The organism is Bacillus sp. FSL H8-0534 (assembly GCF_038005885.1).
GTDB lineage: Bacteria > Bacillota > Bacilli > Bacillales > Bacillaceae_G > Bacillus_A > Bacillus_A pseudomycoides.
The window spans coordinates 1-26,647 of sequence record NZ_JBBOUC010000004.1 but is presented as its reverse complement, the minus strand read 5'-3'; the positions used below and the strand labels follow the sequence as shown (position 1 = coordinate 26,647).

26 protein-coding genes, 5 pseudogenes and 1 riboswitch are annotated in these 26,647 nt (G+C 34.6%); of the genes and pseudogenes, 23 read left to right on the top strand and 8 right to left on the bottom strand.

Annotation, left to right across the window (positions count from 1 at the left end):
• The first annotated feature begins 166 nt into the window (after window positions 1-166).
• The 9 genes and pseudogenes from MHH71_RS29520 to MHH71_RS29480 all read left to right on the top strand — a co-directional run bounded on the left by MHH71_RS29520 (window position 167) and on the right by MHH71_RS29480 (window position 8,329).
• Complete coding sequence (locus MHH71_RS29520) at window positions 167-541, top strand: SH3 domain-containing protein (RefSeq protein ID WP_006095274.1); 375 nt, start codon at window positions 167-169, stop codon at window positions 539-541.
• A gap of 195 nt (window positions 542-736) precedes the next feature.
• Window positions 737-1,184 (top strand): annotated as a pseudogene (locus tag MHH71_RS29515) (SRPBCC family protein).
• 135 nt (window positions 1,185-1,319) lie between these two features.
• The gene (locus MHH71_RS29510) at window positions 1,320-1,727 is read left to right on the top strand and encodes a MerR family transcriptional regulator (RefSeq protein WP_018766274.1); all 408 of its coding nucleotides are present in this window, start codon (window positions 1,320-1,322) and stop codon (window positions 1,725-1,727) included.
• Window positions 1,728-1,851: 124 nt separating this feature from the next.
• On the top strand, window positions 1,852-3,174 hold the full coding sequence (locus tag MHH71_RS29505) for a hemolysin family protein (RefSeq protein ID WP_018766275.1): 1,323 nt from the start codon (window positions 1,852-1,854) through the stop codon (window positions 3,172-3,174).
• Window positions 3,175-3,227: 53 nt separating this feature from the next.
• Entirely contained in the window at window positions 3,228-3,638 is a 411-nt protein-coding gene (locus MHH71_RS29500; protein WP_016115482.1) for an ATP synthase subunit I, read from the top strand.
• A 233-nt stretch (window positions 3,639-3,871) separates the two neighbouring features.
• Window positions 3,872-4,417, top strand: a complete 546-nt coding sequence (locus MHH71_RS29495) for a DUF2179 domain-containing protein (protein ID WP_018766277.1) — start codon at window positions 3,872-3,874, stop codon at window positions 4,415-4,417.
• A 465-nt stretch (window positions 4,418-4,882) separates the two neighbouring features.
• Window positions 4,883-5,500 (top strand): hypothetical protein, encoded by a 618-nt coding sequence (locus MHH71_RS29490; RefSeq protein WP_006095279.1) that lies wholly within the window; start codon window positions 4,883-4,885, stop codon window positions 5,498-5,500.
• A 351-nt stretch (window positions 5,501-5,851) separates the two neighbouring features.
• A complete protein-coding gene (locus MHH71_RS29485) occupies window positions 5,852-7,399 on the top strand; it encodes a malate:quinone oxidoreductase (RefSeq protein ID WP_003198678.1) in 1,548 nt (515 codons plus the stop codon).
• 489 nt (window positions 7,400-7,888) lie between these two features.
• A complete protein-coding gene (locus MHH71_RS29480) occupies window positions 7,889-8,329 on the top strand; it encodes a YaiI/YqxD family protein (protein ID WP_033796284.1) in 441 nt (146 codons plus the stop codon).
• A 216-nt stretch (window positions 8,330-8,545) separates the two neighbouring features.
• Here MHH71_RS29480 and MHH71_RS29475 read toward each other — a convergent pair whose 3' ends face one another.
• Entirely contained in the window at window positions 8,546-9,061 is a 516-nt protein-coding gene (locus tag MHH71_RS29475) for a DinB family protein (protein WP_000915549.1), read from the bottom strand.
• A 418-nt stretch (window positions 9,062-9,479) separates the two neighbouring features.
• On the opposite strand from MHH71_RS29475, the gene MHH71_RS29470 reads away from it, so the two are divergent.
• Window positions 9,480-10,352, top strand: a complete 873-nt coding sequence (locus MHH71_RS29470) for a YitT family protein (RefSeq protein ID WP_026008611.1) — start codon at window positions 9,480-9,482, stop codon at window positions 10,350-10,352.
• Window positions 10,353-10,582: 230 nt separating this feature from the next.
• On the top strand, window positions 10,583-11,053 hold the full coding sequence (locus tag MHH71_RS29465; RefSeq protein ID WP_003198671.1) for a GNAT family N-acetyltransferase: 471 nt from the start codon (window positions 10,583-10,585) through the stop codon (window positions 11,051-11,053).
• Between the two features lie 61 nt (window positions 11,054-11,114).
• On the opposite strand, the gene MHH71_RS29460 is transcribed toward MHH71_RS29465, so the two are convergent.
• On the bottom strand, window positions 11,115-12,299 hold the full coding sequence (locus MHH71_RS29460; RefSeq protein WP_018781778.1) for an MDR family MFS transporter: 1,185 nt from the start codon (window positions 12,297-12,299) through the stop codon (window positions 11,115-11,117).
• A 105-nt stretch (window positions 12,300-12,404) separates the two neighbouring features.
• On the opposite strand from MHH71_RS29460, the gene MHH71_RS29455 reads away from it, so the two are divergent.
• The 5 genes and pseudogenes from MHH71_RS29455 to MHH71_RS29435 all read left to right on the top strand — a co-directional run bounded on the left by MHH71_RS29455 (window position 12,405) and on the right by MHH71_RS29435 (window position 15,856).
• Window positions 12,405-12,959, top strand: coding sequence for a CGNR zinc finger domain-containing protein (locus MHH71_RS29455; RefSeq protein WP_006095284.1), 555 nt, complete (start codon window positions 12,405-12,407; stop codon window positions 12,957-12,959).
• 71 nt (window positions 12,960-13,030) lie between these two features.
• A pseudogene (locus tag MHH71_RS29450) lies at window positions 13,031-13,155 on the top strand (class I SAM-dependent methyltransferase); the annotation flags it as partial.
• A gap of 133 nt (window positions 13,156-13,288) precedes the next feature.
• Window positions 13,289-14,980: pseudogene (locus MHH71_RS29445) on the top strand (IS200/IS605 family accessory protein TnpB-related protein).
• Between the two features lie 215 nt (window positions 14,981-15,195).
• Window positions 15,196-15,630, top strand: coding sequence for a PepSY-associated TM helix domain-containing protein (locus MHH71_RS29440; protein WP_006095288.1), 435 nt, complete (start codon window positions 15,196-15,198; stop codon window positions 15,628-15,630).
• Window positions 15,602-15,856 (top strand): PepSY domain-containing protein, encoded by a 255-nt coding sequence (locus MHH71_RS29435; protein WP_231382332.1) that lies wholly within the window; start codon window positions 15,602-15,604, stop codon window positions 15,854-15,856. The genes MHH71_RS29440 and MHH71_RS29435 overlap by 29 nt, the downstream gene beginning before the upstream one ends.
• Window positions 15,857-16,172: 316 nt before the next feature.
• Here MHH71_RS29435 and MHH71_RS29430 read toward each other — a convergent pair whose 3' ends face one another.
• Both MHH71_RS29430 and MHH71_RS29425 read right to left on the bottom strand, forming a co-directional pair.
• On the bottom strand, window positions 16,173-16,316 hold the full coding sequence (locus MHH71_RS29430; RefSeq protein ID WP_003198661.1) for a hypothetical protein: 144 nt from the start codon (window positions 16,314-16,316) through the stop codon (window positions 16,173-16,175).
• 99 nt (window positions 16,317-16,415) lie between these two features.
• Window positions 16,416-16,559: riboswitch (cyclic di-AMP (ydaO/yuaA leader) on the bottom strand.
• Between the two features lie 42 nt (window positions 16,560-16,601).
• The gene (locus tag MHH71_RS29425; protein ID WP_006095290.1) at window positions 16,602-17,060 is read right to left on the bottom strand and encodes a GNAT family N-acetyltransferase; all 459 of its coding nucleotides are present in this window, start codon (window positions 17,058-17,060) and stop codon (window positions 16,602-16,604) included.
• Between the two features lie 553 nt (window positions 17,061-17,613).
• Here MHH71_RS29425 and MHH71_RS29420 point away from each other — a divergent pair.
• The gene (locus MHH71_RS29420) at window positions 17,614-18,735 is read left to right on the top strand and encodes an AI-2E family transporter (RefSeq protein WP_018766287.1); all 1,122 of its coding nucleotides are present in this window, start codon (window positions 17,614-17,616) and stop codon (window positions 18,733-18,735) included.
• A gap of 43 nt (window positions 18,736-18,778) precedes the next feature.
• On the opposite strand, the pseudogene MHH71_RS29415 reads toward MHH71_RS29420, so the two are convergent.
• The 3 genes and pseudogenes from MHH71_RS29415 to MHH71_RS29405 form a co-directional block, all read right to left on the bottom strand.
• Window positions 18,779-19,063: pseudogene (locus tag MHH71_RS29415) on the bottom strand (1-deoxy-D-xylulose 5-phosphate reductoisomerase); the annotation flags it as partial.
• A 44-nt stretch (window positions 19,064-19,107) separates the two neighbouring features.
• A pseudogene (locus MHH71_RS29410) lies at window positions 19,108-19,290 on the bottom strand (NUDIX domain-containing protein); the annotation flags it as partial.
• A gap of 19 nt (window positions 19,291-19,309) precedes the next feature.
• The gene (locus MHH71_RS29405; RefSeq protein ID WP_018766290.1) at window positions 19,310-20,149 is read right to left on the bottom strand and encodes a DUF2785 domain-containing protein; all 840 of its coding nucleotides are present in this window, start codon (window positions 20,147-20,149) and stop codon (window positions 19,310-19,312) included.
• 127 nt (window positions 20,150-20,276) lie between these two features.
• On the opposite strand from MHH71_RS29405, the gene MHH71_RS29400 reads away from it, so the two are divergent.
• The 3 genes from MHH71_RS29400 (at window position 20,277) to MHH71_RS29390 (ending at window position 23,203) form a co-directional block, all read left to right on the top strand.
• Window positions 20,277-21,110, top strand: a complete 834-nt coding sequence (locus MHH71_RS29400; RefSeq protein ID WP_006095295.1) for a hypothetical protein — start codon at window positions 20,277-20,279, stop codon at window positions 21,108-21,110.
• Window positions 21,111-21,232: 122 nt separating this feature from the next.
• The gene (locus tag MHH71_RS29395) at window positions 21,233-22,255 is read left to right on the top strand and encodes a tyrosine-protein phosphatase (RefSeq protein ID WP_018766291.1); all 1,023 of its coding nucleotides are present in this window, start codon (window positions 21,233-21,235) and stop codon (window positions 22,253-22,255) included.
• Between the two features lie 252 nt (window positions 22,256-22,507).
• Window positions 22,508-23,203 carry a YjjG family noncanonical pyrimidine nucleotidase gene (locus tag MHH71_RS29390; RefSeq protein WP_018766292.1) on the top strand — a complete coding sequence of 232 codons (696 nt, stop codon included), beginning with the start codon at window positions 22,508-22,510 and terminating at the stop codon, window positions 23,201-23,203.
• Window positions 23,204-23,307: 104 nt separating this feature from the next.
• Here the strand turns inward: MHH71_RS29390 and MHH71_RS29385 are convergent, their stop codons facing one another.
• Window positions 23,308-23,511 (bottom strand): helix-turn-helix transcriptional regulator, encoded by a 204-nt coding sequence (locus MHH71_RS29385; protein ID WP_033798968.1) that lies wholly within the window; start codon window positions 23,509-23,511, stop codon window positions 23,308-23,310.
• Between the two features lie 197 nt (window positions 23,512-23,708).
• On the opposite strand from MHH71_RS29385, the gene MHH71_RS29380 reads away from it, so the two are divergent.
• From MHH71_RS29380 to MHH71_RS29370, 3 genes are all read left to right on the top strand, one after another.
• Entirely contained in the window at window positions 23,709-23,903 is a 195-nt protein-coding gene (locus MHH71_RS29380) for a hypothetical protein (protein ID WP_026008613.1), read from the top strand.
• A gap of 361 nt (window positions 23,904-24,264) precedes the next feature.
• Window positions 24,265-24,990 carry an ABC transporter ATP-binding protein gene (locus MHH71_RS29375; RefSeq protein WP_017151715.1) on the top strand — a complete coding sequence of 242 codons (726 nt, stop codon included), beginning with the start codon at window positions 24,265-24,267 and terminating at the stop codon, window positions 24,988-24,990.
• Window positions 24,983-26,638: a putative ABC transporter permease subunit gene (locus tag MHH71_RS29370; protein WP_033798969.1), complete on the top strand. Its 1,656-nt coding sequence runs from the start codon at window positions 24,983-24,985 to the stop codon at window positions 26,636-26,638. The genes MHH71_RS29375 and MHH71_RS29370 overlap by 8 nt, the downstream gene beginning before the upstream one ends.
• Window positions 26,639-26,647: the final 9 nt, after the last annotated feature.

The following is a 26,647-nucleotide window of genomic DNA, read 5'->3' as shown; positions in this document are numbered from 1 at the left end:
AATACGTATGCCCGTCTTAGATTATAGACGGATTACAGGTTGATCGTTTTCAAATAGGTTGTTGTAGTACATAAGAATTTCTCCTCTCAATATTTTGTATTTGTTTATCATAAATAAGTTTTATAATAAAAGTATAACTTAATTTTCAGATTATTGGAGGGGTAAAATGAAATGTGTTGTGATTCAGTCTCACACTAGTAATTATCCAGAACCAATTAGTTTAGAAAAAGGAGATCAAGTGCGAGTTGGTAATATATATTCAGGGCCAGAAAACTGGAACAATTGGGTATATTGCCGTGCTGAGCATAGTGGTCTGGCGGGATGGGTTCCAAAGCAAATAATAACATGTGAAAACAGTGATTCTGGTATTGTGCTTGAAACATATACGGCGAAAGAATTAAATGTAGAAAAAGGAGATATTCTCATTGGTTTAAAGGAATTAAATGGTTGGCTATGGTGCAAGAAAATAGAATGTGAAGAAGTTGGTTGGATTCCGAAAGTAAATGTACGGTTAAAGCAAAAGATGTATTTTGAAAATTAATATGATGAAATATGGATAAAAATATAACTCAATTCTTTTCGCCCTTGTGTTATAAATTATAAATTCAAACTCATGAAACTCTAAATAAGAGAAATAATAGTAAAATAACCCTTGTATTTCACTGGATAAAATATGGCATAATCATTTTGTCGCAAAATATATAGAAAAATAAGGGTATGTAAAAGGAGAAAATGAATGAGTTTTGCTATTGAAGTTTTAATTCAAGCAGCAATTGATGTCGTGTTTGAATATGTAAAAGATGATGAAAAAACGAAGGAATGGAATACATTTTTAATCGAAAATCGTTATCCGTTAGAGCGAGTGAAAGAAAATCCACGTGTAGGAGATACATTTATTTCCGTTCAAAAAATGGGTAAGAAAATATTTGAGTCGGAAGTGGAATTTTTAGAATATGAAGCACCGTATATCATTACTCTTGGCGGTGAGATGAAACAAGGATATTCTACTACAACATACATATTGTAAGAAGAGGAAGGCACACTTCTTACATTAATTGTTGAGTATACACCTAGCAATCTATTCTATCGTATTTTATATAAATTAACAGGTTGGATGTATGGATCAGCTTGAACGTTTAGCAGAGTGTGTAGAAGCTACTCATAATAAAGAAAAAGAAATATAGGAAGAAGGAGATCTGCAACATATAGCGGATCTTTTTTGCATATATTGTGAATAATAAACCGTCACGTTTGACTGTATAGTTTATGTATTGTATGATGTTCTTAACATAAATGGGGAGGGAAAAATCGTTGGGAAGGTGTATCGAATCGGACAGTTGGCTCACTTGGCTCACGTATCGAAACGAACGATTGATTATTATACGAATCTAGGTATCTTAAAAGCGGAGCGATCTCAATCTAATTATCGCTATTACGACGAAACAGCATTTGAAACATTACAATTTATTGAGAAATGCAAGGAAATGCATATGCCGCTTTGTGAGATTAAAGAGAGGATCGAGGAGAGGAAGAAGCTGCTCGGTATCAATGAACACGTTTCGAAACAAGTGAATGAAGTGACAAACCATATCCATCGATTAGAAACAGAGCTAACACAGTTGAAACCTCTGTTAGATGGGTTAACAGATTCACAACGTGAAAAAATATCGAAATCTTTATCGGGTCAAACGACAGCTTTAATACAAACACTGATACTATTTTTATAGTTGAAGTTGGATCCAACTCTTTTAATTTCTGTATAGGGCTATGTTTTCTAAAGAAACAGAGAATAAGAAAACATTATAAGTATACAGGAGGTGAACACCTTAGTTTTTTTACTAAGGGGATTCATTGGAAATATTTAATTTAGTCATGGTTGCGATTTTAATCGCATTTACTGGATTTTTCGTAGCAGCAGAGTTTGCGATTGTTAAGGTACGTTCAAGTCGTATAGATCAGCTTGTTGCGGAAGGAAAACGCGGTGCGTTAGCAGCAAAAAAGGTAACAACAAATTTAGATGAATATTTATCTGCTTGTCAGTTAGGAATTACAGTAACGGCAATGGGACTTGGTTGGTTAGGTGAACCGACAATAGAAAAGCTATTGCATCCATTATTTGAGAAATGGAACTTAAACCCTTCTATTTCACAAGTATTGACTTTTGGCCTTGCATTTATGACAATGACGTATTTGCACGTTGTAGTAGGGGAATTAGCTCCGAAAACAATGGCAATTCAAAAGGCTGAAAGAGTAACTTTATTATTTGCTGGACCTTTAATGATGTTCTACAAAGTGATGTATCCGTTTATTTGGGTACTAAATAGTTCAGCGCGTGTCGTAACTGGCTTATTCGGTTTGAAACCAGCTTCTGAACATGAAGTAGCACATACGGAAGAAGAGTTACGTCTTATTCTTTCAGAGAGCTATGAAAGTGGAGAAATTAATCAAGCAGAATATAAGTATGTAAATAATATCTTTGAATTTGATAATCGCATTGCGAAAGAGATTATGGTACCACGGACAGAAATCGTCGGTTTCTATCTCGAAGATTCAGTAGAAGAACACATGAAAATTATCCAAAGCGAACGATACACACGTTATCCAATCTTTGGAGAAGATAAAGATGATATTATCGGTATGGTCAACGTAAAAGACTTCTTTATTCGATATATGAAAGGCGATACAGAAGATTTATCATCTATTCGTACGTATATGCGTCCGATTATTGAAGTGATGGAAACAACTCCAATTCATGATTTACTTCTGCAAATGCAGAAAAAGCGAATTCCAATGGCTGTATTATATGATGAGTACGGAGGTACAGCCGGAATTGTAACGCTTGAAGATATATTGGAAGAAATCGTCGGCGAAATTCGTGATGAATATGATGAAGATGAACATCCACCAATTCAACACGTAAATGAACATCATAAAATTGTTGATGGAAAAGTGTTAATTTCAGAAGTGAAAGATTTATTTGGTCTACACATCGAGGAAGAAGATGTGGATACAATTGGTGGATGGATTATGATGCAGAATCATGAAATTGAAGAAGGACAATGTGTCGAAGCAGAGGGATATGAGTTTAAAGTTCTTGAAAAAGATGCATATCAAATTAAGCGCGTTGAAATTCGAAAAATTGATCATCAACAAGAGAAAGCAGCAACTGTGTAGGTTGCTGCTTTCTTTTTCACCTATCGCAAAACTTGAAACAAGGAGCGGGTATTTTGATTGAAGTTGCGTTACGAGTATACAAACTACAATTATATATGATCTTTAGTGGTTTACTACTTCTATGGACGATAACGCCTTTTTCAAAGCAAGTTACTGGATTCGGGATCGGATTAGCTGTAAGTGCATACTGTCTTTGGTTGTTAGCCAGACGAGTTGAAAAGATTGGGAAAAGTATTGTATTAAAACAACGTGCGCCTGGATTAGGAATTTTAAATCGTTTTGCAGCTGCGATACTAGGTGCGATCATTATGTATGAAATTGAACATGAAATGGAAATGTGGGCATTTGGTACGGGCATTTTAGGTGGTCACTTTTTAATGATTGCGAATTTAGCTTATGCGAATATGCAGTTAGTAAGAGAAGAAGAGGAAAAAAGAAAAAGGGTTACACAGGATTCAAAATAAGAAGATAAAGTGAAACTTTAATCAGTGGGGGGTTCTTTATCTCCCACTGATTATTAGTTGAACCAATCGGGGTCTTGCTGCCCGTTAATGCGGGATAAAAGGGAACCGAAAACGGTTCTTTTTTTATTTTCTTATTTTTTCATGGGAAAATAAAAAAATTTAGAAAACCCATCGCTTTCTAAAGGTTATGTATGTTATTATGACAAAAGACTTTTTGAAAGAGGTGGATGCAAATGTTACAAGCGCTACTTATTTTTGTACTTCAAATTATTTATGTTCCAGTTTTAACGATCAGGACGATTTTGCTTGTAAAGAATCAAACAAGATCCGCTGCTGGTGTGGGATTACTAGAAGGGGCAATCTATATTGTAAGTTTAGGAATTGTGTTTCAAGATTTATCAAATTGGATGAATATTATAGCCTATGTGATCGGTTTTAGTGCCGGACTTTTATTAGGCGGTTATATAGAAAATAAATTGGCAATTGGGTATATTACATACCAAGTTAGTTTACTAGATCGTTGCAATGAGTTAGTTGATGAGTTAAGACATTCAGGATTTGGTGTAACTGTATTTGAAGGGGAAGGGATAAATTCCGTACGCTACCGTTTAGATATTGTTGCGAAACGTTCCCGCGAGAAAGAGCTTTTGGACATTATTAATCGAATTGCACCGAAAGCGTTTATGTCTTCCTATGAGATTCGCTCTTTCAAAGGCGGCTACTTAACAAAAGCGATGAAGAAACGAGCATTGATGAAGAAGAAAGATCATGCTTCATAAAAAAATTAGCTAATTTCTTTTGATTTAATAGTGTTACACATTGTATAAAAAGAAAAGGATAGATGCAGGCAGAAGCAATCTGAGTGATCTATTCTTTTTTTTTGCCACAAAAGAGCTCATTTGCTACTACAACATAAATGGTTTGTAGTATGGAAGGGTGACTTGTTGATATAATAGCTGAAAAAGAAAGTTTTAAATAAATTTGATATTTGTTTCGCATCGTCATCTTTTATTTTTAAATACTCAAGAGATATTTTGTTCTAGACATCATTTTTTCGTTACAGTGCGTATAAGAAGATAAGGAATTGCGGAAACAGCTGAAAATCGCATATGCGAAGATGTATGAAAGAATATGATCAGTTAATTGGAGAAGGGATTTGCATTACCAAAAGAGAATATGTTGAGAATCTATAAACTATTTTATTCCAACATAATGATATTCATTGAAGACGAGGAGGAAAAAGCGTGTATAAATTACCGTTAGGCTTACAAATACCAGATCGAATACCAGATCGAATTGGGGGGGATGATTACCACACTATACAACAAAAACGGGCGAGAGCGAACATTGTGGAAGGATACAAGATGAGAGAGATTGAAGGTGAAAAGTTTCAGTATTTTACCGAAATCAATATTGATGCTGATAGAATTTGGCACTTGTTTGTAACATTAGTTAATACAATGATTAAAGAAGGGATAGCTTATGGAATTGTAGGAATGAATGGGGAAGAGCCCGTTCTTAGTCGCTTTACTGAATCTGACCGAATCATGAATCTTTTCAAAGAATATAAATTTGAACTTACAAATGATGGATTTCTCCAATTTGGAATCGCGACTGAAGATGGTACATCCTATAATGAAATTTTTGTGACAAGCTTTAAAACCTTTCAAGTGTGGAGTGAAAACAAAAGTGACGTTCTAACTGCATTGAATCAACTGCATTTAAAGGAGTATAAGGACCTGGATTTCATTCATGATTTTCCAATAAAGTCAAAAGCACTTTCTCCACAACAATACCCTGGGATTCGACATTACACAGAGGTTTTGGAAGAATTGGAAAAAGCTTTTTCTCTCTTATTATAATGAATATGTTCTGAAATAGGAAATCATAAGAAGGCGAATAAAGAGGTTTATAAAAGAAAAAAGTACATCACTTTAGATAATGGTGTACCAATGGATATATAATGTGTAACCTTATATAGTTTTTCTTTATTCTGTAAGAGTAGACTTCTCCTTTTTATGTAGAAAAGTAGAATTTATTTTTGTAAAAAATCTATATTCTCTCTTAAATCGTTAATAATTATCAGATAATACTAGATATTTTAGTCTATTAATTATTATAATAGAGTATGAGATGGTTATATTTGAGGCAGGAGAGATAGGTTCCTAGGTAGGGGTCTAGGCGACGCTTTGCTTTTTGCGACCTTTAAGCAGATGCACCTACTCTTTTTTGCTAATATAGGGGATGGAGAGATTATCATGAGCAACATGCAGCAAAAAACAGACGTTATCTTAATTGGTGCCGGAATCATGAGCGCGACTTTGGGATCATTACTGAAAGAGTTAGTACCTGAATGGGAAATCAAAGTGTTCGAGAAACTCGCAAACGCAGGAGAAGAAAGTTCTAACGAATGGAATAATGCGGGAACGGGCCACGCTGCACTTTGTGAACTGAACTATACATCCGAAAAATCTGATGGATCTATAGATATTCGCAAAGCTATCAAAATTAATGAACAGTTTCAGCTTTCAAGACAATTTTGGTCTTATCTTGTAAATAGTAATCTGATTCGTAATCCGCAAGACTTTATCATGCCAATACCTCATATGAGTATGGTGCAAGGGGAAGAAAATGTAACGTTTTTGAAAAAGCGTTTTGAAGCGCTTTCAAACAGTCCGCTGTTTCAAGGAATGGAATTTTCTGATGACCATGAAAAGCTGGAGGAGTGGATGCCACTTATTATGGAAGGGCGTACATCGAATGAGCCAATAGCGGCAACGAAAATCGATTCTGGAACGGATGTCAACTTTGGTGCTTTAACACGTATGTTGTTTGACCACTTGCAGAGTAAAAATGTCGAAATAAACTACAAACATAGTGTCGAGAATATTAAACGTGCTAGCGACGGATCATGGGAAGTGAAAGTGCATGATATGAATAGTAGTAAAATCGAATACCATACTGCAAAATTCGTCTTTATCGGCGGTGGGGGCGGAAGTCTGCCTTTACTACAAAAAACCGGTATTCCTGAGTCAAAACATATTGGAGGGTTCCCGGTAAGCGGATTATTTATGGTATGTAACAATCCGGAAGTTGCAGCGCAGCACCATGCAAAAGTATACGGTAAGGCTAAGGTTGGTGCTCCGCCAATGTCTGTTCCGCATCTTGATACAAGATATATTGACAACAAAAAAACATTGCTGTTTGGACCGTTTGCCGGCTTCTCACCAAAGTTCTTAAAAACTGGTTCGAATTTTGATTTGATAGGTTCCGTAAAACCGAATAATGTCCTCACTATGATGGCGGCAGGCGTAAAAGAGATGTCATTGACAAAATACTTGATCCAGCAAGTTATGTTATCGAATGAAAAGCGCATGGAAGAATTACGCGAGTTTATTCCGAACGCCAAAAGCGAGGATTGGGATATAGTGGTAGCGGGACAACGTGTGCAAGTTATCAAAGATACTGATGCCGGTGGTAAAGGAACACTTCAATTTGGTACGGAAGTTGTTAGTGCCGCTGATGGCTCGATAGCTGCATTGCTCGGCGCTTCCCCGGGTGCTTCTACTGCTGTTCACGTTATGCTTGAGGTATTAGAAAAATGCTTCCCACAACATATGAAAGAGTGGGAACTGAAAATAAAAGAAATGATTCCTTCTTATGGCGTGTCACTAGCGGAAAACCCAGAGCTTTTCCAAGAGATTCATACTTCAACAGCGCAGACGCTTGATCTAAGCCAAAAAGAACTAGTTTACAGTTAATTCTTTGGATGTAGGAACAAGGGTATTTAAGGAAGTTAAACAGTTCAATAAAAAAATAAATGGTAAAGAGATTATACTAGGAAAAATAAAGAAGAAAGAAAATGAAATACACAAAAGAGACTATAAGTAATTTGTAAGCAAATAAAAAACAAATATCTGATAAATAGTTAGTGTTTTATCTGAAGAAGTTAGTGTTAAAGGTTTTACATTATAAAATATGAAATACTAATTCTATAACAATTGTGTTGATTGACAATAAAGTTGTTTAACAAATATTATCAAGACCTAAATCAAAAAAAGTCATAAAAAATAAAGGGTGATACATATTAGTCATGTATAATATGTATCACCCTTGTAATTCTTGTTCCACAATCGCGCCCTTTAATAGAATATCTGTTTTTTTAATGATTTTAGGTAAAGCATCTTCGTTTGACAAAAGCTAAATCTACCATTATCATCAACTCGAACTTATTTATGGGAGTGATAAAGATGAAAATTTATGTTGATGCAGATGCTTGTCCGGTAAAAGATATTATTATCTCTGAAGGTACGAATGCTGAAATTCCTGTTATCCTTGTTACTAGCTTTTCTCATTTTTCTAATGCGGAACAACCATCAGGAGTGGAAACGATTTATGTTGATTCTGGAGCAGATGCTGCGGATTATCGGATTATGAAGTTAGCAGAAAAAGGAGACATAATCGTTACGCAAGATTATGGTCTTGCTTCGCTAGGTTTAGCAAAGGGGTGTACGGTTCTTCACCATAAAGGGTATAGCTATACAAATGAAAACATTGACCAATTATTACAAACACGTTATTTGAGTGCAATGGCTCGAAAAAGTGGAAAGCGTACAAAGGGGCCAAAACCATTTACATCAGAAGATAGGGAGAAATTTAGGGAGCTTTTTAAAAGAGCGATTTCACTTTAAAAAAGAACCGTTCATTTTTAAGGAAAACCAAGAAAAATAATATTTTGACAAGTATTTCAGTTCTTTTTTAAGCCTTACACTACACTCACATGAATCAACATTATAAATATTTGATGTAGCATATTAATGGTACCATATTCTATCAAATGACTTAATATACAAGAAAAGACGCTTTTCTAAATAAACGCGCCCGTTTGTGAAATTGGCAAAGGCAGTCTAATTATCGAATAGCCCTCTTCCTCTCAGATTTGCGGAAACAGGCTCCTTTCCTATTTCACGTGCCCATATAGATAACTGACCAATATGGTGGATTTCGTGGACAATGACATGACGTATGATTTCTCCGTGTGTACATTCAATGACTCGGCGCCTGATTGGTGCGTCTCTAGAGCTAATCGGTTCTTCATTGAAATCAGTTTCTGAAAGTTTCCGAGAATCCATTTCATTTGTCCAAGATGTCACAAATGGTTTCACTTTCTCATGGTATTGAGCTGAAAGATTTTTCACTTTTTGTAAGCTAGCATAATCCTCAAACAATGGCTCCTCAGGCACTGGTTCACCTCGCAAACCTAAGATCCACATATATTCCACATCTACAATGTGAAATAGGGTATGTAGGATACTGCCGAACCCACCGACCCGTTTCTTTAATAGTTCTTCATCCGGTATGTCTTCGCACAATGTAAACCAATCATCACGAACTTGCCAGTTATATTGAAACAGTTTCAACATCACAACAACCTCCATCTTTTATAGATTTAATATTTAATTTTCACCAAAAGACTTCAAAATCCTTTTTTAAATAATAACTCTAAAAAAGCCTGTTAAAATCCTCAACAAACTGGCCCGTGTGTTGAACAAGCAGGGACGGATAACGGCCGATCTCGGATTTAACTCTTACAATAAAGTCATTCACCAATATGCCCGTTCTGTAATTCCACAATCGGGCACCTTGTTGAATAACAGCTTAAAAGAAAATTGGTTATCTTTTTTACATGTTAGAAGAGATTGTGAAAAAAATCACTTAAAGAGGAAAAATACTTCAAGAAATATTCTGATGGAAATGTGTTAGAATAGTTATTAGGAATGAGTCTAACTGATTAAAAATGTGTAGTAATGAAGAGAAAAAAGTTTGAAGCGAGGAAATGATATGAGTACAATCAAAAAGAACAAGTCCCATAAACTAAAAATCGTTTTACGAGCATTAATGATTATTATTGGGGCATTTATAACAGCATATGGACTAGAATCAGTATTAATCCCAAACAACGTATCAGATGGTGGTGTGACGGGCTTAAGTATCGTTAGCTCAGAACTATTTGGATTACCATTAGGAATTCTAATTGCAGTCATTAACATCCCTTTTGTTTGGTTAGGATATAAGCAAATTGGTAAAAGTTTTGCTGTTTATTCGGTTATCGGTATTGCTTCACTAGCAATCGGTACTGTTCTTATGCACCAAGTACCAACTATTATTGAAGGGGATACATTGTTAATTACCGTTGTTGGGGGAATTATCATCGGCTTTGGTATGGGGTTAGCATTGCGTAACGGTGGCGCATTAGATGGAATTGATATGTTAGCCGTATTACTTTCTCGAAAATTACCTTTTGGGACAAGTGATCTCATCTTATTTTTAAACATGTTTGTCTTTATTTTTGTCTCAACAGTATTTGGTCTTCAAGGAGCTATTCTTTCGGCAATTGCTTACTTTATTGCTTCTAAAGTAATTCACATCGTTGAAGTAGGTTTAAGTGGTTCTAAAACCTTTAAAATTATCACAAAAGAACCTGAATTAATGGTAGAAACAATTCGAGATCGCTTAGGTCGAAGTGCAACGTATAATGAAGTTTACGGCGGTTATTCAAAGGAACAATTTAAAGAAATCACTTGTGTCATTAACCGTTTAGAAGAAAGTAAAATGAAAGAACTCATTCATGAAATTGATGAAAATGCCTTTATTACTGTATATGACGTAGCAGAAGTAAAGGGCGGTAATTTCAAAAAACATGATATTCATTAATGGTTTCACAAAAAAACACCTTTTAGTTTTACTAAAAGGTGTTTTTTATACTGGATATTATTGTGGGTTTGAAATACAGTTTAACCGTTTATAAAAAGATGAACCGGAATGATCTACATTTCGTTTGTTCTTATTGAACGATAGAGCAGTTGTGTGGAAGAAGAAATTGGTGGTGAAATTTTAAATATATGAGAATATGCTTATTATAATAAGAGGAGACATAACAAAAAGTGAAGATTATAAAGTTTAAGGAAGCTGATACTGAAGAGATTATTTCTTTGTTTTATGAAACGGTTCATTCAGTAAATTTGAAAGATTATTCTCAATTAGAATTGGATGCTTGGGCGCCAAGAGATGAAAAAGAATCTAAAATGAAATCTTGGAAAGAATCATTAGATCGAAATATAACATTTGTTACAAAAGTTAATGATAAAATTGTTGGATTTAGCGATCTAACGCATACTGGCCACTTAGATAGACTGTATGTTCATAAAGATTATCAAGGACAAGGTATAGCCACAGCTTTAGTAAATATGCTTGAATCTGAGGCGAAAAAATTAAATCTTTTAGAAATTGATACAGAAGCAAGTATTACAGCTAAGCCATTTTTTGAACATGGAGGCTACAAAATTGTTTGTTCACAAACTGTAGAGCGTAAAGGTGTTACACTGACTAATTTTAAAATGATAAAAAAATTATAATTATTTTATGAAAAGCACCGTTCAATAGACTGGACGGTGCTTTTCATTGCATTATATACGTTTATAATCCTGTATGAATCATCTCTTTTTCATGTTTTTGCTCCATATTTTTTAAAATATGAAGCAAAATAAAACCTGTAACACCAAGTGTTCCCAAAATAAACCAAGGTGTATACGTCCCTTGCATCTGTGATGTAAGCCATGTTCCTGTATAGTTTCCAATTATAAAGCCAATAGCAAGTGAGAGCTGATAAAAACCAAAATATGTAGCTGTATAAGATTCATTACTATAATTCGCAATTGTAATGTCAGCATTAGGCAATACAAGCGTTTCACCGATTGTAAATAAAATAACACAAACAAATAGCCAATACGGATCTTGAAATAAGGGGATTAGTAAAAAAGAAATTCCCATTAATAGAACGCCATATTTTACAATCGATAGTGTATTGTATTTGTGAAAGATTTTCCTAAAGGCGATCATAAATAAAACGCCTGTAATAGCATTCAATGTAATAACAATTCCTCCTAATTTTTCATTATGACTGATGTTGGTCATATGAAGAGGAAGAGCAACAGTAAGTTGAGTGAACATAATGTAAAAGAAAATCATGATGCCTGAGAATGAGAGGAAATGCTTGTTTTCAAAGACGACTTTGAATCCAGATAAGAGCTGTACATTTTCTGTAGAAACTTGAAAGTGATTTCTAAGAAGATAAAAAAGGACAGCAAATAATAACATGAGTGATCCGGTAAGTATAAATGGATACAAAGGATTCCATATGAGTAACAGGCTGCCAGCAATTGGGCCGATAATAGCTCCGCTGTTAAAAGCAAGATTTAAGTATGTAAATAAATCTTTTCGGATACGAGCAGGTTGTGAGCCAAATACAGCGCGTGCAGCGGGTTCATAAAATGCAGTTCCAAATCCAATTAGTGAAGCAGAAATTGAAATAGTATGAAACTCTGAAAATATCCCTAAACAAATAAAGCCAATGCCTCTTAATAGTAAACCAGATATCATCATAATCATATAGCCTACTTTGTCGGCAATGATACCAGAAAATAAAGGGATAACTCGTGATGTGATAGTCATAATTGTTAAAATTGTTCCTACTTGCATGGCAGAAAAGTGTAAAAAATTAGATAAATAAATAGCGAGAAAGGCATACACAGCAAAGTATCCAAATGCCATGAAAAAGGAAGAAATGAGTATAAAACGTATGGGTATTGAAAAGTTCTTCATAAAATCCCTCCTGTGATGTAACCATTAAAACATTTTAATGGTTAACTGTTTTATATTATAATTATACATAAAGTCAGAAAAAAGTAAATTTTAGAAAGATGGTGAATGAATTTGAGTCACGGCCAAGAGGCACCAGGACAATTAGAAGTTGTAAGAGATTTTTTAAATACATGGAGAATTCCAAATGACACAAGAAAGCAGGTAGATGAGCTTAATACAGTAGATGATGTACTTCAATTTATGAGAAACCATTTTGATGAGGAACTCTCTTTTGGTACGTTGGATGAGCTGAAGCAATTTAGAGATGGAATTCGTTTCGTGGTTGAGGAGAAAGGGACACTACAAGAATGGTTTAGAAAGTATCCGTTTCGAGTATGTGTGACAGAGAATATGGATTCTGTTGCATATGAACCAATTGGAGAAGAAAATTTGTATACGATGATTTTACAAAGTATTTTGGTTGCTATTGATCAAAAGAGATGGAGCCGGTTAAAAGCATGTCCAGATTGCCGCTGGGTTTTTTATGATTATTCTCGTAATGGGAGTAAACGTTGGTGTGGTATGTATGCTGGAGGTAAAGATGGGAGAGCGTGTGGTACGATTGCGAAAGTGAAAAATTATCGGGCGAAGAGAAACGGACGTTCAGGTTATATGATGTGAATTTTAGAGAGGAATGAGAAGTGGAGAAATGTCGTTTATAAATAGGATTGAGAAAGCTGGGGGAATGAGAAATGGAGCAGACAAAAATGTTAGAGCTCAATAAAAGGTGTTGGGATGTAGTAGCACCTTGCTTTTTTTAGTAGATTCTTTGCCAAAGTACGGTCCGTATACTGCTTCTGAAGATGAGATTCATTTATCATTTTAACCGAGAAGACCCCCTCCTCTAAACGAAGTGAAGGTGGAGGTCTTCTCGGTTTTGTCTTTTTTGAAAGAACGTATGTTTGTTTTGTTGTATAATGATCTTATCAAACAAAATGAGGTGAGAACAGGTGAAGAAAGCGTATTTTTCGAAACGAATCTATAAGACAGATTTACCATATGAAATGGTAGAGGCATTAACACAGACAATCGAAACATGTAATCGGGCGAAACGCTTTGCATTTCAAACGATTGTTCGGGAAAAACGTTGGAACCGAAAGATGCATGCGGATAGTCTTCATCTTGTTCTCAAGCGGAATTATCAATTGAATGATTACTATGCAAACAGTGCGACGCAAGAAGCGAAGGCATTGTTTACAGGTTTAATGGAGTTACAAAAAATATATGAGAAACAAACACAGGAGAAGGTTAAGAAACTAAAGAAAAAGTTGAAACAAGAACGGACAAAACTGGCAAATCTTCGCAAAATCAAACAAAGTTGTGTGAAAGGAAAGCTGACGTTTCTAAAAAACACCCGCTTCGTGAAGCACAACAACCTCATCTCCTTATCTCGTAAAAAAGACACCTTAATTTGGCTGAATGAATCTCTGTTTGAACACCAGTACTTAGATGCTCAAATCAAAAGAATCCAGGCGAAAATCGGCCTTTTAACCCACAGACAACTTCGTTTAACCCACAGACAACTTCGTTTAACACAGAAACTTGCATCATATAAAACGCATATTCCAAGCGCAGTATTTGGAAGCAAAAAACTGTTTCGCTTTCGATTTACCATCGATGAGTTTGTACGTAACCATGACAAATGGAAAATATTATTTTCTCGTGCTCGAAATAAACAACTCATTCTATCTGGCCGTAAAGATGCCAAATATGGAAATTTTGGGTTTCAGTATGTGCCTGAGACACAGGAATTATGGATGACGACAAGTTCCGGAAAAACACTTAAGTTCCCAGCTGTTACATTCCCGTATGGACAAGAAATCATAAAAGAAGTAATCACAACCCAATTACAGTGTAAGAATAAGAAAAAACATGGCAAACCGATTGCGTGGTCTGTGGAAGATCATGGGGAGTATTACATTGTGAAATGTTTAGTCGATGTGCCAGAAAATTCTCATACGAATTATAGTACATCAGATGGCGCAATTGGTGTGGATTGCAATCTCGAACATTTTGCTTGGGCGAATGTAACGAAGGACGGGAATTACAAAGGAAGTGGTGCCCCCCGTTTTTCAATTCTAGGTAAATCCACCGGACAAATCACAAAGATAATCGAAGCGGAGGCCGTTCGCTTAGTAGACTTAGCGGAGCGGTATAACAAGCCAATTGTCATCGAGAAGTTAGATACAACCCAATCGAAAACAGGGGATCGTTATGGAAATAAGTGAGCGAATCGAATGAAGAGTATGTTCGCTTATGAAAAGATGACAAGTGCAATTCTAGGCCGCGCGGATAAAAGGGGCGTGGCTGTCTTTCAAGTCAATCCCGCTTACACTTCGATTGCAGGAAAGATGAAATATATGCGAAAATTCGGTATCTCTATTCATCAATCTGCTGCTTTTACGATTGGGCGCCGGGGATTAGGATACAAAGAAAAAGTGCCGCGGGTTCTGCAGCCTTATATTCCAAAGAAAGATGCACATCACTGGAGTCATTGGCATCAACTGAATAATCGATTGGATATTCGCACGCATCATTTCTATCAGCTATACGATGTAGATCAGCCGAAAGAAGCCTTACAAATCGAAAGGTTACACTTGTTTAAAAGTGAAAAGAAAAAACTAGCAAAGCTACTTGCATGATAAAAAAGGACGCTTTGTCCCAGTCTCCTACGCTTATTACCAGAGCAGATAACAAGTCTAGGAACTGGATGCATGACAAGGTGTTCTACTCTCGATATAAGAAAAAAGTAGCTGTACCTCTTTTGTTTTCCTCGGAAGATCGAATGGGTCGTCTTAGGGACACTACGGAACTTCTATATCGTTGTATCCTCTTTGTTGAACGAGAGGAACTGTTTTTGCTAGGGCCGAAACAGGAGAATCCTCCACCTCAGGCTCGTGTAGAGGTAGGTGGGGGGGAGTTCAATATTCGTCAAAGCAAGAATCAATATGTAAAGCAATTTGATCTACATAGAGTTATTGGTGCAGTTTCTGTTCCATTTTTACTTATCGTTTCGTTAACGGGAGGTCTTTTTGTGTATGATAAAACTATTTTTGGATGGTTTGGTGCAAAGGCTACTGTGATGCCAGCGAAAGAAAAGCTAATTTCTAAACCTCTTTCAGGAGGAAAGATTCTTCTTGATCGATTGTTACATACAGCTGAAAAAGAAGTGCCAGAAGGAACAATTATGCAAGTGAGAATTCCAGAGAAGGTGAAACAAGGAAAGGCAGAAGGGGCTATCGAAATTCGTATGAGCCGCTCGTATGATCCAGGTGTGGATGGACCAGTATAGTGGAAAAGTAATCGCAAAGATGGATCCCAATGTAGATCGTGGACTTACCTATCAAACTTGGCATCTTCCGTTACATACAGGGACATTTGGTGGACTATTTACAAAAGTCTTATATGTAATCGGTGGACTTACTCCATCTATTTTAATGTTTACTGGAATATATATGTGGTGGTACAAGAAAAAGAATAGGAGAAAGCAGAAAAGAAATTTAGTAACTGCAGCATAGTATCTTATTTTCCAAACTTTGCAGTTGCTTGTTTGGAAAGTGTGCTTTGTTTTGTGCCTATATAATCATAATAAGGAGGCTTAGTAAGAAAGAAAGATTATATGAGAACTAAAAGGACGTATGTTCTAAGTGATTCAGTAGCAAACAAAACTTCATTACACATGGTAATGAAGTTTTGTTTTTCTGAATAAATCGAATAATGTTTTTTCACTTAAAGAAAGAAAAAGCATGAAAGGTCTAACTTAGTAAAGTGCAGCATAGTTTTTTAATTTATAACGTTTCTATCATTACCTATTAGCAATTTTAACATGTTAATTTATCTTTTCGGCTGAAAAATATGTTGAAAAAAATATTTGTGATGTAAACTATCTACAATTTTGTTTGCTTGATACGTACGCTGTTGCTCCAATCGGAGGCGTTGCTCCATCATTTTTATTTCATGATCTGATAAACGTAACATTGTAAAAGTCTCCTTTACTATAAATATAGTTTTTTGTGATAACGATTCCATACACTTTATAGTTAAGGAGGGATACAGTGTAACATAGGTAAAAAGCACCTTCCCTCTCCCATTACGCTTACGAGGTTAGCTGTCGGACTCGGGAAGTGAGAGTTCCCCTACTTAAAAAAGATTCGCCCCAAGTAGCATAAGCTACATAAATGGTTCCCCCGTTCCAAAATTTGGATTCAGCAAAAGGTTTTATAAAGTAAAAAATAACATAATAAAACACACAAGTCAAACTATTTATTTTTTTCTGTCTTTTTCTAATTGAGTAAGGACGATTCCGTCGGGTACTACAATGTCGTTTACTTCAACAAAGCCGTGTTTTTTATATAGAGAAAGGGCAGGGATGTTTGCTTTCCCTGTTTGTACAATATATTTACTTGTATCAGGGGATGCGCTAAATAAATGAAGGAGTAACTTTGTTGCAATTCTTCTATGGAAATAGTCGGGTGATACAACTAGGCGATGGATATCAATAATTGCTCCTTCATTTACAAAAGAAATAAAACCTATTAGTTTATTTTCAAGGATGTATCCATAAAATGTCTCATTACAATTTTGAATGTCTTTCACAGTATCATATAAACGTGGGATTGCTACACTGTTAATGTATTTTGCCTCCACCTGATAAGCAGGAATTTGGATTGCTAAAATAGCGGATGCAACTTCAATAGAAGCAGGATTCATTTTAAAAATCATTTGTCGATCTCCTTTCTGAAAGAGGGAGCGTAGGTTGGTTTTTGTCTTGAAATAAGATACAATTCACATCGAATCGTGCTAAAATCCTAATTTAGAATGAAAAAAGATATTTTAATATACTTATAATCTCCATGTTGTTTGACAGAATTTAGTTTTTTTGGATACAATGTATGTACATAATTTCGTGTTATTGTAGTAAATCTCCTTTTGTGAATAGTTATAATTCAATGGGAATTACAAAGCGCTAGTAATTAAATAAGGTGGTTTATAACTTTTGTATTTAATTATAAATTAACATCCTAATAGAAAAAGAGAACGGAAAATGGGATGGATTATCACATTTTTCGTTGGGGCTATTATAGGTATTATAGCAGATAAGGGAAGGGATTTCTTCATGGCATGTTTGGTAATATTATTGTTGGTTTATTAGGTGCAATTGTATCGGCTTTAATTGTATCATTTGTAGTAAAAGCTACATGTAAATAGAAATATATTACTGATTGTCTCATAAAGCCCTTTTTAAGGGCTTTTCATACTTAGAGAGGTGGTATATTTGGAGAAAATAAATTTACGAAAGAGAGATAAACTGAAAAAGTTTTTTAAAGAGCAAAATTATTTAGCGGTGCTACTTGGATTTGCCTTACTATTTGTGAATATATTACTACTAACAAAAATTTCGTTTGTATTTACACCGTTCATTGTCTTTTTAAAAACAATCTTTTTTCCAGTGTTGTTAGCTGGTGTACTATTTTATATTTTACATCCATTTGTTTCGCTTTTAGAAAGAAAAGGTGTTTCTAGAATCATTTCCATTGCTTCTATATACATACTTGTAATCGGGTTGTTTGTTTTTCTTGTTGTAACAGTTATTCCGATTATTAAAGATCAAGTAAATGCATTAATAGATAACTTGCCATATTTCGGTCATGAAGTTGAAAGGGCAGCACGTAGATTTGGAGAAAGTAATATAATTGGAAAGATTCAAGATAGCTTAAATATTGATGTAGGTAGTATTGTAAAAGATTCTACAATAAATTTTACAAATTCACTATCATCAGTGACAGGGAATGTAACTGGGTTCTTAAGTACACTTACAGAAGTAGTTCTTACATTTGTAATGGTTCCTTTTATATTGTTCTATCTCTTAAAAGACGGTGAACAATTACCAAGATACTTTTTGAGATTTATTCCGGAACAAAGACGATCTTCAGCTAAGCTTATATTAGATGATATGCATTACGCCATTAGCTCATATATTAGAGGGCAAATTATTGTTAGCCTATTTATTGGTATTATGTTATTAATTGGTTATTTAATTATTGGGATTAAATACGCCGTGTTACTTGCAGTTTTAGCGATGATTGTAAACGTTGTACCATATGTAGGACCGATTATTGCCATTCTACCTGCTTTAATCATTGCCTTTATTGATTCACCAGCAATGATTCTAAAAGTCATTATTGTGATGATGATTGTACAATTGGCAGAAGGAAAGTTTATTTCACCGCAAGTCATGGGGAAAAAATTAGATATTCACCCAATTACGATTATTTTTATTATTTTAACAGCGGGTAATCTATTTGGAATTATGGGAGTCATCTTAGCGATTCCGGGATATGCGATATTAAAAGTGCTTGTTACACATGGGTATCGATTTATTAAATTAAACACGTAAAGAAAAGAGCTAAAACAGAGAATGTGTCTGTTTTAGCTCTTTTTCATTTTTTAACTAATAATTGATTTGCATATTCGCGTGCCCAACGATCCGCTTCTAATACTGTTTCTAAAGAGGGATTCGTGATGCTGTGATGTGCCTCAAGTGTAGAATAAATTGTTTTTTCAATATCAAAAAATGAAATTTCATTTTTAAAATATAGTACATTTGCAATTTCATTAGCTGCATTTAAGACTGCAGGTGTTGTACCACCAGTTTTTCCAGATTCATAAGCATAATGTAGGCAAGGGGATTTTTTGAAATCTGGTTTTTCGAAATATATTTTACCATGATAATTCCTCCAAAGTTGTAGAATCCTTTTCTGCAAACCTATACTTCTCGTTTTGCAGCTTCTTCTAATGTTTCTCCATATTCAAGAGCACCACCAATAATGCCCCACATATTAAAATCAGTGCGGAGTTGAAGTGATATCTCATTTACAATAATAACGTGTGAACCAATTAGTATAAGCGGGTGATTACCTACGAGCTTCCGCATGTCTTTGATATATCTCATTTTCTTTTCTCCTTTAGAATTAGCAATACTTATGTAATTCTTGTAACATTTTTTCTGCTCGATTTGCTACAGAAGAAAGGTTTGGGTCTATTTTTGTTCTGAAAAATAAGGTTCGTAAAAAAGTTTTTAAATTTGCACATAATTTACAGTATTCATGACAAGAGAGTCTTTTTTTGAGCTGTGGTAAACGTTTTATTTTTTTATAAATAATCGAAAAAAGTTGATCTCTTGAGAAATCATAATAAAGCATAGATAGGAGGGTGGTTACAATTCTTTCATCTTCGTTATTATGATATACGGTAGAGTAAATGAAAATTTTATTTAATATGCAATGAGCAATCTCTTCATAGCAGGAACAGGTAATATGTGGATTGTGTACGAGTTCGTTAAAAACATCAGATGCATGGGCAATGCTATGAGCCCAGCCTTTATCTTGTACATATCCACGGTAATCTATTTCAAGATTCATATATGTAATAAGCTTTTCTTTTACTTTTTGTACTGTTTCTTGTAATAAAAATGAATGAGAATTATCGAACTGTATAATTAAACCTATTAATAAAGTGGTATAAGAACGAGTGAAAACTCCATCCGTATTTGGAGAGGCAATTTCTCGATATAAGTAATTATTACTTAGACAGGTTGTTAATAAAGTCTCCAATTGATCATGGGGTAGGAATTCATTTTGAATAAAGTGTGAAAAACATTTATATATTAATTGATCACGTACATAGCTATCAGTCGTGCCAATGTTTTGAATCATATGGGAACTTAACTCGTTAAGATCGATGTTCTGCATCTGTGTATAGTCATTTTGCTGGATGAGCTCCAATTGTTGTTGCAATGCAATGATATCCAAAGCTCCTCCTCCTCTGTGCTTTAGTAATGAATTGTTTCCTAGTATTCTATATATTCGAGGACAATCCTGCTCATGCAAGGATAAATAATAACCTCTCCCGAAGTAGTCAACAAGGAGGGAGCTTATTATGTTAAAACAAAAGCTTAAACATATGATTGCACTATATCCAGTTGTATTGTTTGATGGTTGGCATATTGAAAATGTATCGGAACGTCAAGAAGGAGAGAAATGGGAAACACTTTGGTTTCAAGTTTTTACACGAACAGGAGTATTTCGAGTAAAAGAGTTTTTTCTAGATATTATGGAGCCAACATTTCCTGATAGTTGTATGTATCAAGCACAAGGTGAATGCTTTCAGTATAATGGTCTTGTATATTGGAGGGGGCTGAATTATAAAGGTAAAGTTAGTTATGCCATATCTAAATGGAAAACGCAGATTGAAATTTCGATCGATGAAGGGTTTGTGCAACAACAAGAAATGGAAAAGTTCTTGGAAGGTTTGCAACCATTAGATTTAGAGAAGGCAAAAAAACAAATCAATAAACCGTTTCATCAATTAAGTTTTCAAGCAAGAGTACCAAATGGTGGTGAAATAAGCAGATGTAGTAAATGGTTTTCACCAAATGAAATACAATATAACGCTTTACCAATTACAGTCTCCAATTCTTGGCGAATCGAATCTATTGGTTTAGGAAATAATGAAATGCAATATGTGTACTGGGATGTAAAAGAACAACTATATGCACTTTGGGCGTGTCGCCATGTGAAGCGTAATTACTATCCGGCATCTTCATGGATTAAAAATTACAGTTCAATGCAAATGATAAATGGACTAGAATTTTATACACATCCTCAGCGTGGCACAGTTGTATATCAAGATTTAGGTGACGAGCAGATTGCCTATGTATTTCGTGGTATTCCAACTACAACATTCTTAAAAGTACAAGAAATCTTTTCTTAATTTCTAAGAAAGACAAGGGAGTGTCATAAATATAGTCACGACAGAACTAGTATATTTGTAATACAATAAAATAGAGTATTGCTTGATTTAACGGATTATATAGAGAAAGTATTGGTGAAATGATGAAACAACATAAAAGCTGGTTACAAGCAAGTGTAGAACGAAATCTAGATAATAAGTTACATATATTATGGGAAGATGAAGTAGAGGAAGTTGCTATTTATTGGAGTACTTCATCAGAAAAGATTGTGGAAAATGGACAATTTTTATTAAGAGTATCAAAAGCATCTTCTTGTACGATAGAAGATCCAAGCCCTAAAGCACGTCCTTATTTTCGATTAGTAGCAAATAATGGACAAGTAGTTACTGTAGCTGAACGTAGGTTATCACTACAAGGAGCATTTAATTTCCGTGATTTAGGTGGTTATGAGACAAGTGATGGCCGCAAAGTAAAGTGGGGCAATTTATATCGTTCAGAGGAATTAGCAGGATTAACAGAATGGGATATTGCTTATTTACAACAGTCTGGTTTAAAACTAGTATGTGATTACCGAACAGATTTTGAAGTAAAGCATAAACCAAACCCAAGTATCACTGGTGTTCGTCAAGTTTGTTTACCAGTCATGCAAGATATAGCAAAAGATCTAAATATTAATGAGTTTTTCCAAGTCGGAGATTTATCGATGCTTGGAAAACCAGGTGAATATTTAGTGAAAATGAACAAAGGCTTTGTAGAGGGTAATGAAGCATTTGTACGCTTTCTACAGCTAGCTCAAGATCCGGGAAATTTACCGCTAGTTAATCATTGTACAGCTGGTAAAGATCGAACAGGGTTCGGTTCTGCTTTATTATTACTTCTTCTTGGTGTCCCGGAAGAAACGGTGATGCAAGATTATTTATTAAGTAACGGATTCCGTGAAAAGTTAAATCAAAAAATGATGGCCTTTTTAGGTGCAAAGTTACAAAATGAGGAAAGTAAAGAGATATTAGGGGCTATGTTTGAAGCTCGTGCAGAGTATTTACAGGCAGCAATTGATGAAATTACCCATAAATTTGGCAGTATTGAAATCTATGCTGAAAAAGGACTTGGCTTTACAAAAGAACAACTAGAAAATATGAAAACATTGTTACTAGAAGAGAGGTAATATGTAAATTGTTTTGATGGGAAATCCTGTATTATGTATATAATATAGTTTTATTAAATGAAGAATGAGTCAGAATAAATGAACAAAGCTGTAGTAAAAGAACTGAATTTCGAAGGGGAAATCCAGGATCAGCTACACAATATGTAGTAGAAGATAGAGAAAAAATATAGGTAGGTTTATAGACGTTCTGATTATGAACAGAAATTGAAATATATATTCAAACTAGAGCAGTAGTGAGTAATGGAGGTACCTATGAAATATAAAGTTATCTTATTCGATGTGGATGATACATTATTTGATTTTAGTATGTCTGAAAAAAAGGCATTAAATAAAACGTTTGTAGATTTCGGATTACCTACGGGGTTGGTAGATTATGAAGACAGCTATAAAGAGATTAACAGAGTATTATGGAGGGATTTAGAGCAGGGGATTCTAACTTTATCTGAATTGGGAGTGGAGAGATTTAGGAGATTATTTCTAGCTCATAAGCTTGAAATAAATGCTGACATATTCAACAGTATATATCTTGGCTATTTAGGGACAGAAATACATATGGTATCAGGAGCTGTAGACTTGTGTAAAACGCTTGCTGATTGTCGGCTAGCTATTATCACGAATGGGTTCACAGATGTGCAGAAATCTAGAATCAAGGGGTCGCCTCTCTGTGATACTTTTGAGCATATTATCATTTCGGAAGAGGTTGGATTTCAAAAACCAGCGCGAGGGATTTTTGATTATGCATTTTCAAAGCTGCAGATTACAGATAAAGAGAGCGTATTAATTATCGGTGACTCGTTAACTTCCGATATTCAAGGAGGAATAAATTACGGGATTGATACGTGCTGGTTCAACCCGTATCGCAAGGAAAATAATATGGGCATTAAACCAACATATGAAATTCGTGATTTAACCGATATTATAAGGATTGTAGGAAAGACGGGGAACTAAGGGTTTTTTAATGAATTCTTTTAGCTACACTGGGCTATTCTCAACAATAGGTGCAAATTTTACAAAAATCCCGCTTTCTACGTCATAGTAGAGAGGGGGATTTACTATACTTCATCAAAAATGAATATTTCCTCAATAGAAGCGTTCAATGCTTTTGCAATATCATAAGCCAATTGTAAAGAAGGGTTATATTTTCTCTTTTCCAAATGACTAATGGTTTCGCGTCGAACACCAATAAGCTTTGCTAAATCATCTTGGGTCATATGTGAATGGGTGTGGTATTCTTTTATTTTTGTTGTGAATGTCATGGCGCATCTTCCATTTCATCAATTGGTTTGTTGTATAAATAAATAGAGAATCCAAACGTAAGAATAAGTAAAACAAATAGGTAAATGAAAAGTGAATAATATATATAATTAAAGTTCAGAAAAATGATAATATTTAAAAGTTATAAACAGTAAAAATATTGTAAAATGGTTGCAAGAGGAAGGGGGAAATGGAACACATGATTAAGTGGATGTTAATTGTTTTATTGATTGTGGCAGTAATTGTTGTTGGAACAATAGTAGTCGGGAAAAATGGAGATGAAAATTATAGTAAATCAACGAAAGGGAATATTACAAGGCTTACAATGATTTACCTTTTGTTAGCAGTTGTTTTAATTGTTGGTCTAGGTATATATATATATTTTAATGGCTAAGGAACTATATATAGATTGAAATACCGATATAAAACTTTCCTTTTAGGTGGGAGAGAGCGTCCGTCTTTGGATAGAAGCGGTCAATGCCTTTTTTAGCCCTATGCCACGTGAAACCAAATGGAGAAAACGAGTGGGGATTCCTTTTTATTTTCGCGGCTGTGATGTACATGTCGGAAAATCAAAATGAATATATATACTTACTATAGGAATAATAGTGAATTCCTTTTTCTGAATGCATAAATAAATTATAAAAAGATTTTGTGAAAGATTATTCAATCTGAAAAAATGTAAAAATCTAAAAATACAAGTATGCTATAATAGAGATATAGTTTATTGGTAAATGAGGAAAGGATTGGATAAAATGATTGAAATTGTGAATGTGTCAAAAAGTTATAATGGTTCTTCCTATGCTGTGAAAGATTTAAGTTTAACAGTACCTAGTGGAGAAATTTTTGGATTTTTAGGGCCGAATGGTGCTGGGAAATCAACAACAATTAAGATGGTAACAGGTATTCATGCAATAGATAAAGGAACAATTTCGATCAACGGAAAAGATGTGATGAAAGAGCCTATGGAGGCAAAGAAAACATTTGGTTATGTTCCGGATAGTCCAGATATGTTTCTGCGATTAAAAGGGATAGAATATTTGAATTTCATGGCTGATATGTATGAGGTGCCGAATGCAATTAGACAGGAAAAAATTCAATTTTTAGCAGAGAGATTTGATCTTTACAATGCATTGTCTGACCAAATTCAAAGTTATTCACACGGAATGAGACAGAAAATTATTATTATCGGTGTTCTTCTGCATGATCCAGATGTATGGATTTTAGATGAGCCAATGACAGGGCTTGATCCAAAATCAGCATTTATTTTAAAACAGATGATGAGGGAGCATGCAGATAAAGGAAAAACGGTATTCTTCTCTACACACGTACTAGAAGTAGCCGAGAAGTTATGTGATCGTGTAGCGATTATTAATAAGGGGAATTTGCAGTTCCAAGGAAATTTAAATGAAATGCGAGATCATTTTAAATCCAATGAATCACTTGAAAAAATGTTCTTGGAGATGACAGGAAATGAATAAAATTTGGACATTAACAAAAGTATTATTGAAATTAAATTATGCAGATATCATAACGGATAAAAAGAAACGGTGGGCGTATGCATTTTCATTTTTAGCATTACTATTTGCGGGCTTTATATTTATTGGTCCACTTACATATGGAATGTATGTTGGAATGAAATCAATTGGTCAGGAAACATCGATAATCGGAATGGGATTAGCTGTTGCGAGCATATGGGTATTTGTAATTAGTATTACGAACATTTTAACTGTATTTTATTATAATAATGATGTTGAAACCCTATTACCTTTACCACTACAACCATCACAAATTATTACGGCGAAATTCATTACGGTATTAATTACACAATATGTAATGGGATCTTTTATTTTATTTCCACTCTTTATTGTTTACGGTTTGCAAAGTGGTGCATTTATTACATACTATTTATATGCACTATTAATTTATATATTTTTCCCTGTTATTCCATTAGTACTCGCATCACTCTTAATGACAGTTATTATGCGTTATACAAATATAGCCAAGAATAAAGATCGCAGTAATGTATTTATCGGAATATTAACTCTATTATTCGTCGTAGGTATTAATGTATTTATTCAGTGGAGAAACAAAAGTGCAGTATCAGGGGATATGGTTGCAAATTACTTTGCTGATAACCAATCGTCTCTGTTCGTTCAAATGACAAATTATTTTCCAACAACATACTTTGGTGCAATGGGATTAATAGAAAATGCCTCTTGGAAAGGAATTATATACGTTGTGATTTTTGCAGCGATTTCCTTAGCGTTTTTTGGGTTGTTCTTCTATGTTGCACAGCGTACATATTTAAAAGGAGTTATCGGACTTTCGACGAGTACTGCAAAAAAAGAGGCTATCTCAGCAGAGAACTTAAAAAAATCGACTGTACAAAGTTCACATATAAAGGCTTATGTAAAAAAAGAGTTCAAAATTTTATTCCGAACACCACAATTTTTTATAAATTGTATTGTGCAAACTTTCGTGATGCCAATTATGCTATTCTTTATTCTTTTCGTACAAGAGGGAAACTTAAAGTGGTTAACAAAATTTATAAAAGAGCCAGAATGGTCTGGTCTAGCTCTTGGCATAGGTTTTTGTGCAGGACTATTCTTAATGGGAAGTAATGTCATTGCTACAACGTCTTTTTCTAGGGATGGAAGCTCGTGGTTTGTTAATCGTTATTTACCAGTAAAGGCAGCAGATATATTTTTTGCAAAAGTCTTTACAGCATGGCTTATAAATATAACAATTTTAGCTGTGTTTGGTCTTATCATGACAATTGTTGCCGGTGTTTCACCACTCTTTATGTTGTTATGGTTTCTACTAAGTGCAAATGGCCTTTGGTTAACGAATTTAATCGGTACACGTTGGGACGCTCAAACGGCGGATATACATTGGGATTCAGAGCAGAAGTTGTTTAAAAGCAGGTATACAACTCTGTGGAATTTCCTTGCAAATATTGCGATGGATCTAGTAATCGTAGGCGTGGTTGTTGGATTATACTACTTCTTTGGAATCGGTATGTGGGGCATGTTTAGCATTCTATTAATCGTATTTACTATTATAAATGTAATAGTAACACGCAGTTTACAATTAGGAGCAGAGCGCATTCTAGCAAATATTAAATAAAAAATGATA